Raw genomic sequence first — 12484 nt, 5'->3', positions numbered from 1 at the left:
AGGTCGTGTGGGCCGGGGCTCCGGCGATCTAGCGGGGGTCTCGTAGATTGTGCCACTCGGGCGAGCAGGCGATGAGCGCGCGATCGGGCTTGCCGACGCCCGTCAGCGGGATCGTCTCGAGCACGCGAGCCATGGCCGGGACGGCGTACGGCGGCAACGCCTTTCGGCACTCACCCATGAGACGCGCGAGGACGTCATCGGTTGCCTCGCGACGTTCGGTCGTGACGACAGCCACAGCGACGCACTGCCCCCAGCGCTCGTGCGGGCGGGCGACGACGACGGCGTCACGGATGCCGTCGACACCGCGGACGACCTCCTCGACGACGCGCGGCCTCACCTTGTATCCGCCGGTGTTGATGACGTCGTCGATGCGCCCCTCGATGTGCAACGCGCCGTCGAAGCGTCCGAGGTCGTCGGTGAGGAACAGCGTCGCCTCGCCGGGTGTCGCCTGGGTGCGTCGGCGCTCTGACAGGCCCGTGGGGGCAGATTCGCGGGTCGCGTCGCCGTCGGGTGCGGAGTCGACGGGCGATGAGTCGATCGTGGGCCTGGCGAGAGTGCGTGCGGCGACGAACGTCGCGGCCGATCGTTCGGCGTCGCCGAGGTAGCCACTCGCCAGCGTCGGGCCGGACAGGGCGATGCGACCGAGGCCTTCGTCGTCAGCGTCGAGGACGTGGACGCCGACGCCCGCGAGGGGGACGCCGTCGTAGACGCAGCCGCCGGCCGTCTCGCTCGAGCCGTACGTCGTCACGATGGCGAGCCCGGCGTCGCGGGCGCGCGACTGCAGGTCGGGGGGCGTCGCGGCGCCCCCGACGAGGATGCTGCGGTAGCGCCGAGCCGTCTCGAGAGCGCGCACGCCGACGGGGTCGTCGCGCTCGGCGGCGTCGAGGACGTCACGCAGCTGCGTCGGGACGAGGCTCGTGTGGATGGGGGAGAAGGGCGGCGCGTTGCGGGCGACGAGCGTCGTGGCCCTGGTGAACCGCTCGAGCGACCAGGCGTCCATGACGATCGGTGTCGTGCCCGCGATGAGTGAACGCACGATGACCTGCGTGCCCGCGATGTGATGCGGCGGCAGCGGAAGCAACCACGTACCCGCGCCGATGTGCTCGTGGGTCGCGGTGGCGCTCGCGATGAGCGCGTCCTTCGTCAGCATCGCGCGCTTCGGGGTGCCGGTAGAACCGCTCGTCGAGACGACGAGCGCGAGGCGTTCGGGCGCGTCGGTGGGGTGACGCGGGACGTCTGGGGCCGGAGTGCCCGCCTCGTAGGGCGCGAGGGCCGGGCCGGTTCCGGCGAGCGCGGCATCGAGGGCCTCGTAGTAAGGCGTGATGTCGGCGCGGTCGACGGCGAACGGCACGAGCTCAGGCATGACGTTCACTGTACGACGCGCCCGGCAGAGCCAGGTGAGGTGCCTCGCGCCGGCGGACGTCAGGTGCGGGGTGCGGCCAGGACGGGCAGGATGGGGTCATGACTGAGCGCAAGGTGGCAGTGGTGACGGGTGCGAGCAGCGGGATCGGGCGGGCATCAGCTCGCGCTCTCGCGGCGAGGGGGTACGACGTGGTGTGCGCGGCGCGCCGACTCGACCGGGTGGAGGAGCTCGCCCGGGAGATCGACGGGCGCGCCGTCCAGTGCGACGTGACGAACGTCGACGACGTGAAGAACCTCGCCGCTCAGGCCGGCTCGCGCGTCGACGTGCTCGTCGCGAACGCCGGTGGCGCGTTCGGTGCCGAGCCCGTCGCGACCGCGAACCTCGACGACTGGCGCCGCATGTACGACGTCAACGTCATCGGAACCGCGGCGACGATCCAGGCGTTCCTGCCGGCGCTCGAGGCGGCACACGGCGTCATCATCACGATCGGGTCGACGGCCGGCATCGTCAGCTACGAGGGCGGCGCCGGGTACTGCGGTTCGAAGCACGCCGTGCGCGCTCTCATGGGGGCGTTGCGCCTGGAGCTGTTCGACAAGCCGGTGCGCGTCTGCGAGATCGACCCCGGCATGGTGAAGAGTGACGAGTTCGCGCTCGTCCGTTTCGGCGGTGACGCCGACAAGGCCGCGGCCGTGTACCAGGGCGTCGAGGCGCCGCTGACGCAGGACGACATCGCCGACGCCGTCGCCTACATCGCCGAACTGCCGGAGCACGTCAACATCGACCAGATGGTCGTGCGTCCGCGCGCCCAGGCCGCGCAGCACAAGGTGCACCGCACCTCCTGACGCTCTCGCCCGCCGGTCCCCAGATGGGGCACGGTCGGTCGAGCGCGGCGCGTGAGGGACGAGCGGCCAGGGCTGGGGATGAGCGATCGGGGCTGGGTGACGACGCTGCCAGGGCCCCGTCTGCATGCCACCGGTTCACGGGCTGAGCCCGTCTGGCGACGCGTTGCGGCGCGGCCGTATCGTGGCGCCCGTCAGCAGTGGTGACCGCGGCGCGGTCAGTGTCGTGAGAACCAGGGTTTGCGGCGGCCCACAGATGTTCAGGAGCTTCGTTGGCCCCGTCACGGTTTTCCTCGTCCAGCGTCATGTCCTCCTCGACGGCCCCGGCCGTTCTCATGGTCATCGGCTCGTGCACGTCACTGCAGTTCGGCGCGAGCCTCGCGACGCAGCTGTTCGGCCCGCTCGGAGCGACGGGCGTGACGACGCTGCGGCTCGGTCTCGCCGCCGTCATGCTGGCGCTGGTGACGCGCCCGAGGGTGCGCACCTGGACGCGTTCGCAGTGGACGGCTGTCGCCGCGTTCGGCCTCGCTCTCGCAGGTATGAACGGGATGTTCTACGAGGCGATCGCGCGCATTCCTCTCGGCCCGGCGGTCGCCATCGAGTTCCTCGGCCCGCTCGGGCTGGCCGCGATCCTGTCGCGCAAGCTCAAGGACTTCGCCTGGATCGTGCTGGCGCTCGTCGGGGTCATGATCCTCGGTTTTGATGACGCAGGTGGTTCGCTCGACCTCGTCGGCGTCGCGTTCGTCCTCGGCGCGGGGTTCTTCTGGGCGCTGTACATCCTCGCGAGTGAACGCGTCGGGGGAGCGGTCGACGGCGCGGGTGGCCTCGCGATGGCGCTCGTCGTCGGCACCGTCGCACTCGTCCCGTTCGGAGCGCAGGGCGCCTGGACGGGGCTGACGGACGTCCATTACCTCGCGCTCGCCATCAGCACCGCGTTCCTCGCCTCCGTCGTCCCGTATGCGCTCGAGCTGTCGGCGCTGCGGCGGCTGCCGAAGGCCGTGTTCGGGGTGCTGCTCGCCCTCGAACCCGTCATCGCGGCGCTCGCGGGTTGGCTGCTGCTCGATCAGGGCTTCGGTGCGACGCGCACGCTAGCAGTGCTCCTCGTCGTCGTCGCCGGCGCGGGGTCGGCCATCACGGCGTCACGGCGTGACGCGACGGTCGGCGTCGCCGCCGAACATGCTCCTGACGAGCTCGCCGCGTCCATCCACGGAGGGTGACGACGCCCGCGACGGTCGGTGCCGGCGGGCATGCTCCTGCCGAGTTCGCCGCCGTCCATGACGACCGGCACTCTGCCACGGCCAGTGGCGAATGTGGACGAAATTCACGGAGGGGGACGAAAATCGCAGGGGTGCACGGGGCTGCGGGGCCGCCACCGTCGCCCTTCGAGTGGCGCGATGGGGTCGTCACCGCCGCGTCCTAGACTGACGGCATGAGTGAGACCACCCCTGACGAAGCCGTCCGGCAGCCCGAGAACCCCTTCGACCCGAGCGCGTGGACCGCCGTCGAGGGGTTCGAGGATCTCACCGACATCACGTACCACCGCAGTCGCGAACTCGGTTGTGTGCGTGTGGCGTTCGATCGTCCCGAGGTGCTCAACGCCTTTCGTCCGCACACCGTCGACGAGTTGTATCGCGTGCTCGATCACGCGCGCCGCACGCCGGACGTCGGCGTCGTCCTGCTCACCGGCAACGGCCCCGGGCCCGAGGGCACCGGCAGCGCCGGCAAGTGGGCGTTCTGCTCGGGCGGCGACCAGCGCATCCGTGGCCGCTCCGGCTACCAGTACGCGGCCGATCCAACGGGTGACGACTCCGCGAGCGGCGTCGACGAACTGCGTGTCAAGGCCGAAGGTGGGCGTCTGCACATCCTCGAGGTGCAACGGCTCATCCGCACCATGCCGAAGATCGTCATCTGCCTCGTGCCCGGCTGGGCCGCCGGTGGCGGGCACAGCCTCCACGTCGTGTGCGACCTGACGATGGCCTCCCGCGAGCACGCGCGGTTCAAGCAGACCGACGCCGACGTCGGCTCGTTCGACGCCGGCTACGGCTCGGCGTACCTCGCGAAGATGGTCGGGCAGAAGTTCGCGCGGGAGATCTTCTTCCTCGGCCGCACCTACACCGCCGACGACATGCACCGGATGGGTGCGGTCAACTTCGTCTGCCCGCACGCCGAGCTCGAGAGCGAGGCTCTGCAGGTGGCGCGGGAGATCATGGCGAAGTCGCCGCAGGCGCAGCGCATGCTGAAGTTCGCGTTCAACCTCACCGACGACGGCCTCATGGGCCAGCAGGTGTTCGCCGGTGAGGCCACGCGCCTCGCGTACATGACGGACGAGGCCGTCGAGGGCCGCGATCAGTTCCTCGAGAAGCGCGACCCCGACTGGTCGGGTTTCCCCTGGTACTTCTGAGAACCCCCAGGGCCGCCCGCGCCGTCTCCTGCTGAGGCCGGGGGCCGCCCTCTGCGCGCAAATGCACCCGGGTGCATTTGCGGGCAAGGTGAGGGCGCGGTCTTCGCGCATGGCGGGCCGGGCGTTCCACACGTGATCTGCGATGAGCGCGCACCCGCGGGGGTGCGCGCTCATCGCTTTGGTCCATCGTCCCCCGAGGCAGAGGCAGAGGCAGAGGCCGGCGCCCAGCCCCCGTTCGCGGCAGTTTTACTTTACCAACCGAAAGGTAAAGTAAAGCCCACGAGGCAGAGTTCACGTGAGGTCATCCTCGACGCGGCGCTCGCGCTGATGCGGCGTCAGGAGCCGGTATCGCTCGACACGGTCGCGCACGCGGCCGGGCTGACGAAGCCGGGGCTGATGTACCACTTCAAGACGAAGGAAGCGCTCATGCTCGCGGTCGTCGATCGGGTGGCTGACGACCAGAAGCGCCAACTGGAGAAGCTCCTGGCGGACGTCGACCCCGTGTCGCCGTGGCCGCGGCTGACGGCGTACGTCCGATGGATGCTCGCGGGCGAGGTCGACGAAGCAGACCTCGCGATGATGGCAGATCCGCGCCTGCGCGAGGTCCTCACGCGCCGCTGGGAAGAGCACTTCGAGCCCTGGGTGGCGCTGCCCGAAGGTCTCGACCCGCAGACGCGGGCACGCCTCGAGGGCGCCCGCTTCATGGCCGACGGCGTGTGGTTCGCCGACGCCAGCGGCGCCCTGCCCCTCGACGACGACGGCCGCTCGGGCGTGCAGGCACTCGCCGAACAGCTCCTCGCCCCTCAGACGCAGGGCGAGCGACACGCAGCGTCTTCGCACCAGGGGCATGCTGACGACGTCCTGCATGGGCGCCACATCGGAGATCGGCGCCGTCGACGATGACGCCCCTCACCACACGTCGCCACACGAACCCGACACGAAGCCCGGCAAGAAGATCAAGAACGTGAAGGAGGAGGAGGCGTGAAGAACTACCTGATGCTCGGATGCGCGGTCGTGTGCGAGGTCATCGGCTCGTCAGCGCTGAAGCGCGCGGAGCAGGACGCCGCGTGGTTTCTGCTCACGCTCATCGCCGACCTCGTCGCCTTCGTCCTGTTGGCGTTGCTGTTGCGCCGGGGCATGGCACTCAGCGTCGTCTACGGCATCTGGGGCGCGCTCGGCGTGGCGCTCACGGCATTCGTCGGGACGGTGGTGTTCGGCGAGCCCTTCACGCTGATGATGGGTTGCGGCGTCGCACTCGTCATCGGGGGCGTGATCATGGTCGAGGTCGGCTCCGACTCCCAAGCACCGGCCGAGGACGGTTCGAGCGCGACGATGAACGAGGTGCGCGCGTGAGCTACATCTTCCTCGTCAGTGCGGTCATCAGCGAGGTGATCGGCACGGCCTTCATGCGCGTCGCAGCGCAGGGGCGGGCCCGGTACTACGCCGTGGTCGGGGTCGCTTACACCCTGGCGCTGTACCTGCTCGTGCGCACTCTGAGTGAAGGCATGGGCATCGGTGTCGCGTACGGCATCTGGGCCGCCGCAGGCGTCGCGCTGACGGCACTCGTCAGCCGGTTCGTGTTCAAGGAGCCCATCACTCGCATGATGTGGTGCGGCATGGCCCTCATCGCCGTCGGCGTCGTGCTCATCGAGGGTGGCGCACACGCCTGAGGCCCTCGACGTCGCCGCTCTGGAACCGGCCTTGCCGACGACGAACGCACCGGACGATCCGTGATCGTCCGGTGCGTTCGTCTTGTCTGCGCTGCGTCAGCCCTGCGTCCAGCTCCGCGTGGCCTCGAACACCTTCGAGCCGTCGAGGTCCGCGAGCGACATCCCCGCGAACGTCGTCGCCGCGTCGCTCGTCTGCCAGCGGAAGCGGTACTCGTCCGACAGGGCCGCCCCGGCGATGGCCTCGCCCGCGCTCTCGGCGCTCTGGGCGTTGGCGAAGGCGCCTTCGGTGCGCTTCATGTACGCGGCGAGCAGGTCGGCGTACGGCCCCGCGTCGTCGCGCTGGACGTTCTCGACGAAGTTCGTCGCCACGGCGGCCGGTTCGATGACGCTGACCTTGATGCCGAACGCCGCGGCGACCGTCGACAGCGACTGCATGAAACCCTCGACGGCGAACTTGGCGCCGCAGTAGGCGTCGGCGAACGGCTGGCCGACGGCGCCGCCGACCGACGTCACCGTCAGGATCGTGCCGGACGTGGCCTTGCGCATGTGCGGCAGTGCGGCTTGCGTCAGCGCGACGGCCGAGAAGTAGTTCGTCTCCATCTGCTCCTTGATCGTCAGCATGTCGAGCGTCTCCGCCGTACCGACGCACCCGCGCCCCGCGTTGTTGACGAGCACGTCGAGTCGCCCGTACTGCTCGACGACCGCATTGACGAGCTTCTCGCCCGCGCCAAGATCGGTGACGTCGAGTTCACGGACGTCGAGCGTGACGCCCGCCTTGGCCGCCGTCTCGTTGAGCTCGCCCGCCTTGTCGGACGAACGAACCGTCGCGACGACCGTGGCGCCCGCCTTGGCGAGAGCGATGGCGGCATGCAGCCCCATGCCGCTGGAGGTTCCGGTGATGAGCGCGATCTTCGTCATGACGCCATTGTGTGTCCGCCTCCTGAACACGAGCGAATCGGTCGAGTAGGAGCGGCAGGATGCGCCGATTCGACCCTGCCGCTCGTATTCGCGGGGGTGCTGCGCGCGAGTGTGGGAAGCGCCGCCCGCGCATGGCCGTCAGATGGCATGAAGGCAGTTCATGTCCCGGGCTGGACGCGCGGGCCTGCACGTGGCGTAAGGGCGGTTCGTGTCCCGGGGCCTGCATCGCGGAAGCTGCTGCGACGATAGGGGGCATGAACGCGCGGCCTCTTGAACTGCCCCTCTCGTCGCTCGATGAGCTGCTCGATGGGTTCGAGGTCGTCTCGATTCCGCTCAACACGCGCTTTCGTGGTGTCGAGCATCGCGAGTGTGCCTATCTTCAGGGGCCTTGTGGTGCAGGAGAATTCGCGCCGTTCCTCGAGTACGGGCCAGCCGAGGCGTCGCGCTGGCTCGCGGCTGCGATCGAGGCGGCGTACCTCGGGTGGCCCGAGCCGGTGCGCGCGACGGTGCCCGTCAACGCGACCGTCCCGGCTGTTCCCGCCGGCGCCGTCGCCGGGGTGCTCGCCCGGTTCGATGGGTGCCGCACCGCGAAGGTCAAGGTGGCAGAGAGGGGCCAGAACCTCGACGACGACGTCGCCCGCGTCGCCGCCGTCCGTGACGGCCTCGGCGCCGACGCGAAGGTGCGTCTCGACGCGAACGGCGGATGGGATGTCGACCAGGCCGTCGCCTCGATCACACGACTGGCTGCGTTCGACCTCGAATACGTCGAGCAGCCCGTCATGCCCGTCGAAGATCTGGCGCGCGTTCGGAAGACGCTCGCGCGCAACGGAATCGACGTTCTCATCGCCGCCGACGAGTCGATCCGCAAGGCCGACGACCCGATGCGCGTCGTCGAGCTCGAGGCCGCTGATCTAGCGATCGTCAAGGTCGCGCCGCTCGGGGGAGTGCGCGCGGCGCTGCGCATCGCAGACGAGACAGGCCTCCCGATGGTCGTCAGTTCGGCGCTCGATTCGAGCCCCGGGATGGCGGCAGGCGTGGCGCTCGCGGCTGCTCTGACCGAGCTCGATCACGCGTGCGGCCTCGGCACGATCAACCTGCTCGACGGCGACGTCATCGCCGACCCCCTCGTCCCTCGTGACGGGACGATCGACGTAGCTCGCGCCGCCGCCGCGCGCCACCTCGACCCGACGTGCGTCGAGCGTCACCGCGCGAGCCCCGAGCGCCGGCAGTGGTGGCGCGAGCGACTGATCGCGAGCTACCAGCACCTGAAGCGCGACGCCTGACCGACGCTCACCACCTGACCGACGCAGACTGCCTGACCGACGCAGACTGCCTGACCGACGCTCGGCGCGGGTTCGTCATGCCCCGGTCAGAGCTGCGAGCCGACATGGCGGGGTTTCGGCCCTCAGGGGCACCGCTGGGAGCTGTAATTCCGCATGGTGGGGTTGCAGCTCCTAACCGACAGCCGGCCGGCTCACACGGCCACGCCCCCACGCAGCCAGCGCGACCCACTCAATCGGCGCCACTCACTCAATCGGCGCCACTCACGCAGGCAGCGCAGCGCGTCATCAGACGAACGGCCGCAACCGCTCGTGCAGCGCGGCGTCGGCCGTCACGAGCAGCGGCTTGGGTGTCAGTTCGTAGCGCGGGTCGTAGGGCGAGCCGTCGGCGTAGGCGGAGACGCCGCCCGCCTCGCGGATGAAGAGCGCGCCGGGCGCGTGGTCCCACGGCTTCGTCGTGACGTACAGGATGTAGTCCGCGCCGCCCGAGGCGATCTGGGGGTAGTCGACCGCGCAGCACACCCACGGCAGCCCGAGCGGCGGCAGCCCGTCGAGTGATTCGCCGACGCGCGTCTGACGTGACGTCACGCCCTTCGGGGCATCGCCGACGACGCGCGGCTCGATGCGCACCCCGTCGAGGAAGGCGCCATTGCCCTTCTCCGCGACGTACGCGTGCCCGAGCTGCGGCTGCCACATCCAGCTGCGGACGATGTCGCCGCCGCGCATCTCGGCGACCATGACGCCGTGGTTCGGTGAGCCGTGGACGAAGTTCTTCGTGCCGTCGACGGGGTCGACCGTGAACCAGTGGTCGGCGGATTCGATGCGGTCGAGGATGCTCGGGTCGGCTGCGACGGCTTCTTCGCCGACGATCAGCGCGTCAGGGTAGGCCTTCTGCAGTTCGGCGGTGATGAACACCTCCGCCTCGCGGTCGGCGACGGTGACGAGGTCGCCCGGGTTCTTCTCGGTCACCTCGTGCGAGGCGAGCGCCTCGAAACGGGGGTTGATGTAGGTCTCGGCGGCTTGCTGGAGCAGGGTCAGAACAGCCTGGGTATCCACGCCCTCATCCTAGGGAGTGACGCGACGTCCGACGAACCGCACGCACGAACGGCGCCGCGGCCTGGGCCGGGCGCCGTTCGTCAGCGTTTCTCGATGCGGCAGCGTTGCTCGCTTCGTCAGCGTGGTCGCGACGAGTTTCAGTTGTCAGGGTTGTGATCGACGATGTCGCCGGCTTCCTTGACGAGCGCCTTGGCGCGCTTGCGGTGCTTGACCCACTCGAAGATCATCGGCAGCACGCTGACGAGGACGACGACCATGATGGCGGCGTCGATGTTCTTGCCGAGGCTCGGGAAGGCGCGGCCGAGGAAGAACCCGGCGAACGTCACGACGAGCACCCACAGCACGGCACCGATGGCCGACCAGGTGAAGAAGCGTTTGCGGTCCATGTGGCTCGCGCCCGCGACGACGGTGATGAACGTGCGGACGATGGGCACGAAGCGTCCGATGACGAGGGCCTTGCTGCCGTGCTTGTCGAAGAACGCGTTCGTCTGGTCGAAGTACTTCTTCTTCAGCACCCTGCCGTCGCGTTCGTACAGGGGGGTGCCGACGATCCGCCCGATCTCGTAGCCGACGACGTTGCCCGCGAACGCGGCGACGCACAGAGCCGGCAGCGAGACGTAGAGGGGGATGTCGAAGCCGCTCGTGGCAGACGTCGCGGTGAACATGCCGATCGCGAACAGCAGCGAGTCGCCGGGCAGGATCGGGAACAGGAGCCCGCATTCGATGAAGACGATCGCGAGCGAGATCCAGAAGAACGCGCCGCCGAAGTGGGCGAGCAGGTAGTTCGGATCCATGAACTGAGGGCCGAGGGCATGCATCACGAGGCCGAGCCTACCGGCGGGCGATAAGAAACCGCTGAGACGCGCGGGTGAGGTACGGCGCGTCACCCGGACGATGGTGAACTCGTCGCGCCCGCCTACGCTGACGGCCATGGCAGACGTGGACGGGGCGAAACAGATCGACGACGGCGACGCACAACACCGCCGTGCTGACGCCGGGGGCACGGACGAGGTCGGCGTCGGACCGTGGCAGGGCGCCTGGCCGAGCACACCCGACGGCTCGCTCGACCCGCGCTACGACCCCGAGCTGCTCGAGCACGGCGACCGCCGCAACGTCGAGGATCGTTTCCGCTACTGGCGGCACGACGCCATCGTCGAAGAGCTCGACACGGCGCGTCATGCGTTTCACGTCGCCGTCGAGAACTGGGAGCACGACTTCAACATCGGCTCCGTCATCCGCACGGCGAACGCGTTCAACGCCAAGGCTTTTCACATCGTCGGACGGCGGCGCTGGAACCGTCGCGGCGCGATGGTGACCGACCGCTACCAGCACGAGTTCCACCACCCCACGGTCGACGACCTGCTCGCCTGGGCCGCCACGGCCGGGCCCGTCGACGCCGCCGGCCACCCCACGCGCCTGCCCGTCATCGCCATCGACAACGTGGCGGGCAGCGTCCCGCTCGAGGCGTTCGACCTGCCCGAGCACTGCGTCCTGCTCTTCGGCCAGGAGGGCCCGGGTGTGAGCGCCGACGCGCTCGAACGCGCCGACGCCGTCCTCGACATCGCCCAGTTCGGTTCGACGCGCTCGATCAACGCGGGCGCCGCGGCCGCCGTCACGATGCACGCGTGGATCCGACGGCACGTGTTCGGCCAGCGTGTCGACGGCGACGCCCATGGGAGCGCAATCGGAAGCAACCACGCGGACGCCGGCGACGCCCACCCCCGCGCCTGACGCGGCCGGAACTCGGGCGAAGCAAACTCCCGCCGCCCGCCCCGTTGCGCGACGCCCCGTGCGAGGATGGAGGCAGCGGGCCAGCCGCTCACGAAGTGCGCCCGAAACGCGTCATTGTTGTGCCAACACGAGAGGTGATGACATGCCCATCGCAACCCCCGAGATCTACCGCGAGATGCTCGATCGCGCGAAGAAGGAGGGCTTCGCGTACCCGGCCATCAACGTGTCGTCGTCGCAGACGCTGAACGCCGCCATCCGTGGCTTCGCCGAGGCCGGTTCGGACGGCATCATCCAGGTCTCCACCGGTGGCGCCGAGTACTTCTCGGGCCCGACGCAGAAGAACATGGTCGCGGGCGCGCTCGCCATGGCCGCGTTCGCTCGTGAGGTCGCCAAGCAGTACGACGTCAACATCGCCCTGCACACCGACCACTGCCCGAAGGACAAGCTCGACGGTTTCGTCCGTCCGTTGCTCGAGGCGTCGATCGAGAACGTCAAGAACGGTGGCGAGCCGTTCTTCCAGTCGCACATGTGGGACGGTTCGGCCGTGCCGCTCGAAGAGAACCTCGAGATCGCCCAGGAGCTTCTCGCCAAGTGCAAGGAGGCGAACATCATCCTCGAGATCGAGGTCGGTGTCGTCGGCGGTGAAGAGGACGGCGTCGCCAACGAGATCAACGAGCAGTTGTACTCGACGCCGGAGGACGCCATCGCGACCGCCCAGGCGCTCGGCGCGGGCACTGACGTGTACTACATGACGGCCCTGACGTTCGGCAACGTGCACGGCGTCTACAAGCCGGGCAACGTCAAGCTGCGCCCGTCCGTCCTCAAGGACGCGCAGGACGCTGTCAAGGCGAAGTTCTCCGAGGCGGAGGACAAGCCGTTCCACCTCGTCTTCCACGGCGGTTCGGGCAGCTCGCCCGAGGAGATCGCCGAGGCCGTCTCGTACGGCGTCGTCAAGATGAACGTCGACACCGACACGCAGTACGCATTCACGCGTCCCGTCGCCGGTTGGATGCTCGGCAACTACGAGGGCGTCCTCAAGATCGACGGTGAGGTCGGCAACAAGAAGCTGTACGACCCGCGTGCCTGGGGCAAGGCCGCCGAGGAGGGCATGGCGAAGCGTGTCGTCCAGGCCTGCAACGAGCTCGGTTCGGCCGGCAAGAGCAAGGCCGCCAAGAAGGCCTGATCGCCTGACCCGCCGCTGAGGAACGGCCCGCCCCGAATGATCG

13 protein-coding genes are annotated in these 12484 nt (G+C 69.3%); 9 read left to right on the top strand and 4 right to left on the bottom strand.

Features of this window, described 5'->3' with window-relative positions; genetic code table 11:
- Positions 1-28: 28 nt before the first annotated feature.
- Entirely contained in the window at positions 29-1363 is a 1335-nt protein-coding gene (locus tag EDC82_RS11955; protein ID WP_074040262.1) for an AMP-binding protein, read from the bottom strand.
- A gap of 98 nt (positions 1364-1461) precedes the next feature.
- Between EDC82_RS11955 and EDC82_RS11950 the strand changes: the two genes are divergently transcribed.
- The 6 genes from EDC82_RS11950 to EDC82_RS11925 all read left to right on the top strand — a co-directional run bounded on the left by EDC82_RS11950 (position 1462) and on the right by EDC82_RS11925 (position 6273).
- A complete protein-coding gene (locus tag EDC82_RS11950; RefSeq protein WP_006943688.1) occupies positions 1462-2205 on the top strand; it encodes an SDR family NAD(P)-dependent oxidoreductase in 744 nt (247 codons plus the stop codon).
- A gap of 302 nt (positions 2206-2507) precedes the next feature.
- Positions 2508-3419 carry a DMT family transporter gene (locus EDC82_RS11945; protein ID WP_235006220.1) on the top strand — a complete coding sequence of 304 codons (912 nt, stop codon included), beginning with the start codon at positions 2508-2510 and terminating at the stop codon, positions 3417-3419.
- A 212-nt stretch (positions 3420-3631) separates the two neighbouring features.
- A complete protein-coding gene (locus EDC82_RS11940) occupies positions 3632-4603 on the top strand; it encodes a 1,4-dihydroxy-2-naphthoyl-CoA synthase (protein ID WP_038569428.1) in 972 nt (323 codons plus the stop codon).
- A gap of 132 nt (positions 4604-4735) precedes the next feature.
- Positions 4736-5506, top strand: coding sequence for a TetR/AcrR family transcriptional regulator (locus EDC82_RS11935; RefSeq protein WP_370448833.1), 771 nt, complete (start codon positions 4736-4738; stop codon positions 5504-5506).
- A gap of 78 nt (positions 5507-5584) precedes the next feature.
- Complete coding sequence (locus EDC82_RS11930; protein ID WP_006943680.1) at positions 5585-5956, top strand: multidrug efflux SMR transporter; 372 nt, start codon at positions 5585-5587, stop codon at positions 5954-5956.
- The gene (locus EDC82_RS11925) at positions 5953-6273 is read left to right on the top strand and encodes a multidrug efflux SMR transporter (protein ID WP_006943678.1); all 321 of its coding nucleotides are present in this window, start codon (positions 5953-5955) and stop codon (positions 6271-6273) included. The genes EDC82_RS11930 and EDC82_RS11925 overlap by 4 nt, the downstream gene beginning before the upstream one ends.
- A gap of 96 nt (positions 6274-6369) precedes the next feature.
- Here the strand turns inward: EDC82_RS11925 and EDC82_RS11920 are convergent, their stop codons facing one another.
- The gene (locus EDC82_RS11920; RefSeq protein WP_074040232.1) at positions 6370-7191 is read right to left on the bottom strand and encodes an SDR family NAD(P)-dependent oxidoreductase; all 822 of its coding nucleotides are present in this window, start codon (positions 7189-7191) and stop codon (positions 6370-6372) included.
- 254 nt (positions 7192-7445) lie between these two features.
- Here EDC82_RS11920 and EDC82_RS11915 point away from each other — a divergent pair, with 254 nt between their 5' ends.
- On the top strand, positions 7446-8474 hold the full coding sequence (locus EDC82_RS11915; protein ID WP_074040233.1) for an o-succinylbenzoate synthase: 1029 nt from the start codon (positions 7446-7448) through the stop codon (positions 8472-8474).
- 285 nt (positions 8475-8759) lie between these two features.
- Here the strand turns inward: EDC82_RS11915 and EDC82_RS11910 are convergent, their stop codons facing one another.
- Together EDC82_RS11910 and EDC82_RS11905 are read right to left on the bottom strand one after the other, a co-directional pair.
- Entirely contained in the window at positions 8760-9527 is a 768-nt protein-coding gene (locus EDC82_RS11910) for an inositol monophosphatase (RefSeq protein ID WP_074040235.1), read from the bottom strand.
- A gap of 137 nt (positions 9528-9664) precedes the next feature.
- Positions 9665-10345, bottom strand: a complete 681-nt coding sequence (locus EDC82_RS11905) for a DedA family protein (RefSeq protein ID WP_038571631.1) — start codon at positions 10343-10345, stop codon at positions 9665-9667.
- Positions 10346-10457: 112 nt separating this feature from the next.
- On the opposite strand from EDC82_RS11905, the gene EDC82_RS11900 reads away from it, so the two are divergent.
- Positions 10458-11258, top strand: coding sequence for a TrmH family RNA methyltransferase (locus EDC82_RS11900; RefSeq protein ID WP_243754930.1), 801 nt, complete (start codon positions 10458-10460; stop codon positions 11256-11258).
- A 142-nt stretch (positions 11259-11400) separates the two neighbouring features.
- Positions 11401-12441: a class II fructose-bisphosphate aldolase gene (gene fbaA, locus EDC82_RS11895; RefSeq protein WP_062257354.1), complete on the top strand. Its 1041-nt coding sequence runs from the start codon at positions 11401-11403 to the stop codon at positions 12439-12441.
- The last annotated feature ends 43 nt before the right edge of the window (positions 12442-12484 follow it).

Source organism: Dermacoccus sp. SAI-028, assembly GCF_004346775.1.
GTDB classification, from domain to species: Bacteria; Actinomycetota; Actinomycetes; order Actinomycetales; family Dermatophilaceae; genus Dermacoccus; species Dermacoccus nishinomiyaensis.
Note: the sequence above shows the minus strand (reverse complement) of the source record. Positions and strands in the feature narration are given on the sequence as shown.